Annotated in this window: 4 protein-coding genes; all 4 read right to left on the bottom strand. The window is 41.6% G+C overall.

Going from position 1 to position 3716, the window contains the following annotated elements:
* The coding region (locus tag B4G81_RS05220; RefSeq protein WP_294080810.1) for an isoprenyl transferase at nt 1-735 on the bottom strand (735 nt) is incomplete at its 3' end.
* Nucleotides 736-757: 22 nt separating this feature from the next.
* Entirely contained in the window at nt 758-1453 is a 696-nt protein-coding gene (locus B4G81_RS05215) for a DUF6089 family protein (RefSeq protein WP_294080808.1), read from the bottom strand.
* Between the two features lie 48 nt (nt 1454-1501).
* Nucleotides 1502-2857, bottom strand: a complete 1356-nt coding sequence (locus B4G81_RS05210) for a DUF6242 domain-containing protein (RefSeq protein WP_294080806.1) — start codon at nt 2855-2857, stop codon at nt 1502-1504.
* 84 nt (nt 2858-2941) lie between these two features.
* A partial coding sequence (gene ribD / locus B4G81_RS05205; RefSeq protein ID WP_294080804.1) for a bifunctional diaminohydroxyphosphoribosylaminopyrimidine deaminase/5-amino-6-(5-phosphoribosylamino)uracil reductase RibD occupies nt 2942-3716 on the bottom strand: 775 nt, incomplete at its 5' end.

Below are 3716 nucleotides of genomic sequence, written 5' to 3'. Positions count from 1 at the left end.
TAATTGTTCACTGGTTTTTCCAAAACGCCTCTCTTTCTTCTGGAAATCGAGAATGGCTTCATAAAGGCACTCTTCATCGAAGTCGGGCCAGAAAACGCCGGTAAAGTATAATTCTGAGTAGGCTGCCTGCCACAACAGAAAGTTACTGATACGAATATCCCCTCCGGTTCTGATGAGCAAATCAAGTTCGGGCATGTTTTTTGTCGCTAGGTATTCATTGATGGTCTCTTCGGTAATGGTGTTCTCATCCAATACTCCTTTTTTGACACTAGCAGCAATAGCTTTTGCAGCATTGGCAAGTTCCCATCGCGATGAATAACTCAAGGCCAACACTAAGGTCAGGTTTTCTCCGGAGGACGTTTGTTCGATGCAGCGGTTCAGTGCATTTCGGGTATTTTCCGGCAGCCGTTGAATATTTCCAATGCACTGTAAGCGGATTCCGTTTTTGACCAAGTTGTTCGTTTCGTTGGCAATGGTGTACACCATCAACTCCATCAATGTATGTATTTCTTCTTCAGGCCTGAGCCAGTTCTCGGTAGAGAAAGCATATAAGGTGAGAAACTTCACTTTTGCATTTACAGCTGCTTCCACTACTTTTCGTACGGATACAGCGCCTTCTTTGTGTCCCTCGGTTCTGTCCAAACCTCTGGATTTAGCCCACCTGCCATTGCCATCCATAATGATGGCAACGTGTTGCGGAATATTTTCCTTATCAATTTTGTCAAGTAATGACATATGTTTTCTAATTCTCTTTTGATCATTCACAGCACGGATCATGTCTGATTCCAAAGTCCCAAGTCAGAGAGATCATTGTTAGTGAATACCAGTCCTGGTTTTTAAAAATGCTACTTTTTATGCCGTAAGGTGCATCTAAATCCCAATCAGCATTTTTCTCTACTGCATCGAAGTCGTCTCTGAACAGTTTCCGTACGGAAAACTCGAATCCGATGTTCATCCTTTCTTTTATCTTGTATTTAACGCCGATACCTACCGGTACGTTTGTATTGAGAAAAAAATTATTACCTGTGGCAAAAGTTGCTCCAATACCGGCAAAAACATACGGCGTGTATGGTTTTGTATCCTTGTAGGAGAACTTATCACTGAAAGGTAGAAAGTTGAATTCAACCTGCCCCCCCCAATCGATAAATATCCTGTTAAACGACGTCTGTTGCTCCAAAGGAAAAACATTGTTTACATCTCTTGTGCTTCCCGATACTTCACCAGCAAGCAGGCTTGTTTTTGCTGCCCAGTGAAAATTAATGTTGTATCGGTACAAAACACCCCCGGCAAATCCCGGATGCAGGTAAAACCTTGTTCTGTTGGCATCACCCAGATAGAAAGAAGTTCCCAACATTCCGCCGGCTTCGTGCTTGTATTCCTGCGCTTTAACTTCGTTGTCGTCAAAAACTGCAGTGATCAAAAGTAGAAGAAAGACAAATTTACTTTTTTTCATTGCCGAATCTTTACTCCGGTCATCCAGCTTCTGACTCCCGGTTTTCAACTACTTCGCCAACTTGTTGAGCCTTCCTCTCCATACATCCGCAATGGATCCCTGAGCTCCGGATTCTCCGCCGAAAATCCAAATGAAATTATTAGAATCGGTAATTACCGATGCGTGCATCCTTCCTGTGAAATTGTCAGGAAGAGTTTGATTGGTTCCCCCCGAAATCCAGTTTAATCCATAATTCTCTGAATAGTATAATTTGTTCTTACCTGTTTCATACGTCATTAAATATACTTTATTATCATACAGAAACAACCGGCTTAACTGAAGGGAAATGGAAGAACTCTCGGGGAGATGCGTGATGTCTCCGTTTAATTCCTGAATAATCCAGAGCTTATTGTTCACGATATTGTTCTTGTCTTTTCCTCCGGAGAGAATGATGTATTTGGCAGAGAAAACAGTGGGATTTTCTAAGCTTACCGACGAAAAATCAACCGTAGGCAATGTGTCGTCGGAGGGTAGTGCGCTTTTCAGAGTGAATGCTATAAAATCCTTTGTGAGAGCAAATTTTAGTGTTCCCGCGTCATTCACGGCAGTAAGTATTGCAAATTCTCCCGATGCAGAAGGTAATTTTCCGTATATAGCGGTAACCGGATAATCGGAAGTTACTTTACTCCAGACCAATCCATCGGTCGATGTATATATGCTGTTATCTGTCCCTAAAGCGTAGATGGTTGATTCTGAGTTGTTTGTTACCGAGAAGATGGTGCTTGTCTTTATTGTGACCGGCAACCCGGAGACAGTTACCGGGTTCCAGTTCTTTCCGTCTGTAGATAAAGAAGAGAAAGCTTTAATCGTTGCCCCCGATTTGTAGTAAGTGATAAATTTCCCGCTGTGAAGAATGGTCTTTTGTTGTTCAATCGGGTTAATAAGTTGACCTTGAGTTATTTTTATCCAGTTCAGGATATAGGGGTCCTGTTGGTGAATGTTTGCCTTGAATTCATATAATTTCACCGTTTTACCGTCTTCAGCAGTTGTTTCAATGGATTTTAACCGTTTAAAAGCGACAGAGTCTTTTCCGTTCCACAGATAGGAGCTGTCCTTGTCTTGCAGGTTAATTACAATTCTGGGAAGGGAGTAGTTAGATTTCCCGGCGATATTAAGGTAAATGCTGTCTACGTGGAAAAGATAAGGCAGGGAATCCCTGTTGAAGATCTTGTTGCTAATCTGGTCGATGGTGAACCTTGTCCCCGAAAGTGCGCTGGTCGTGTCTTTTGAAGATGTAAGGCTAAGCGAGTAAATCTGAGCATCGTGAGACAGCTCAATATCACTTTGCGATGAATTAAGGCAGGAAGAGAATACCAGGACCCATAATAGTATAGAAGCAGTCTGGTGGAGATATTTTAATGTCATTTGTTTCAAAAAAATATTGTACAATACGTATAAGTTCTGCAAAAGTAGAAAGATTTTTCACTTAAACCATAGCAAAATAAATATTTAAAGAAAATTTTGAGTTATTTTATTCTTTAAATGATATTGGGTTGAGTCTAAATACTTTTTAGTAATAGCATTATCCATAGAAATTCCGGGAGCTTTCACCCCTGAAATTAGTTTCGTTGCAGCAATTTCAATATACGCTTCGTCCCAAAGATTTTTATCTATAAAGGTTGACAAGAGACGGGTACCACCTTCAATGAGAACCGAATAGATCTTTTCTGCGTATAAATGTTTTAAAATCTGCCTGTTGGTGTCTTTGCTGAAATCGAGGACGATGGTTTTGACATTCCTTTTTTTTATTGGATAATCCGATTGGGTGAAAACGATAACAGTCGAGTCTTCGTTGAAAATTGCGGCATTTGAAGGGATTTTGGCTTCCCTGTCAATAACAATCCGGGTGGGATTATTACCGAACCACTTTCGGGCGGTCAGCTGTGGGTTATCCAATAAGGCTGTGTCGGTTCCCACCATTATTCCCTGCACATGAGTGCGGAATCTATGGACAATGCTGTGAGTAAGATCATTCGATATCCGTGCCGGTGTTTCTTCTGCGGTTGACCGTCGGTGATCGATAAACCCATCGGCGCTCTGCGCCCATTTAAGAATTACATAGGGACGGTTATATAGATGGTTCACAAAAAAAACCCGGTTTAGTTTTTCGGCTTCTTTTTGGAGAATACCTATAGTCACATCAATACCCGCTTTTTGCATCTTCTCAATACCCTTTCCCGATACCTTGGGATTAGGGTCGGAAACGGCGATGACCACTTTCGGA

This window comes from Proteiniphilum sp. UBA5384 (assembly GCF_002410825.1).
Taxonomy (GTDB): domain Bacteria; phylum Bacteroidota; class Bacteroidia; order Bacteroidales; family Dysgonomonadaceae; genus Proteiniphilum.
Note: the sequence above shows the minus strand (reverse complement) of the source record. Positions and strands in the feature narration are given on the sequence as shown.

Bases quoted from the DNA above. Each gene is read 5' to 3' on its own strand.
- B4G81_RS05215 (WP_294080808.1), bottom strand. From the start codon at position 1,453: ATGAAAAAAAGTAAATTTGTCTTTCTTCTACTTTTGATCACTGCAGTT.
- B4G81_RS05210 (WP_294080806.1), bottom strand. From the start codon at position 2,857: ATGACATTAAAATATCTCCACCAGACTGCTTCTATACTATTATGGGTC.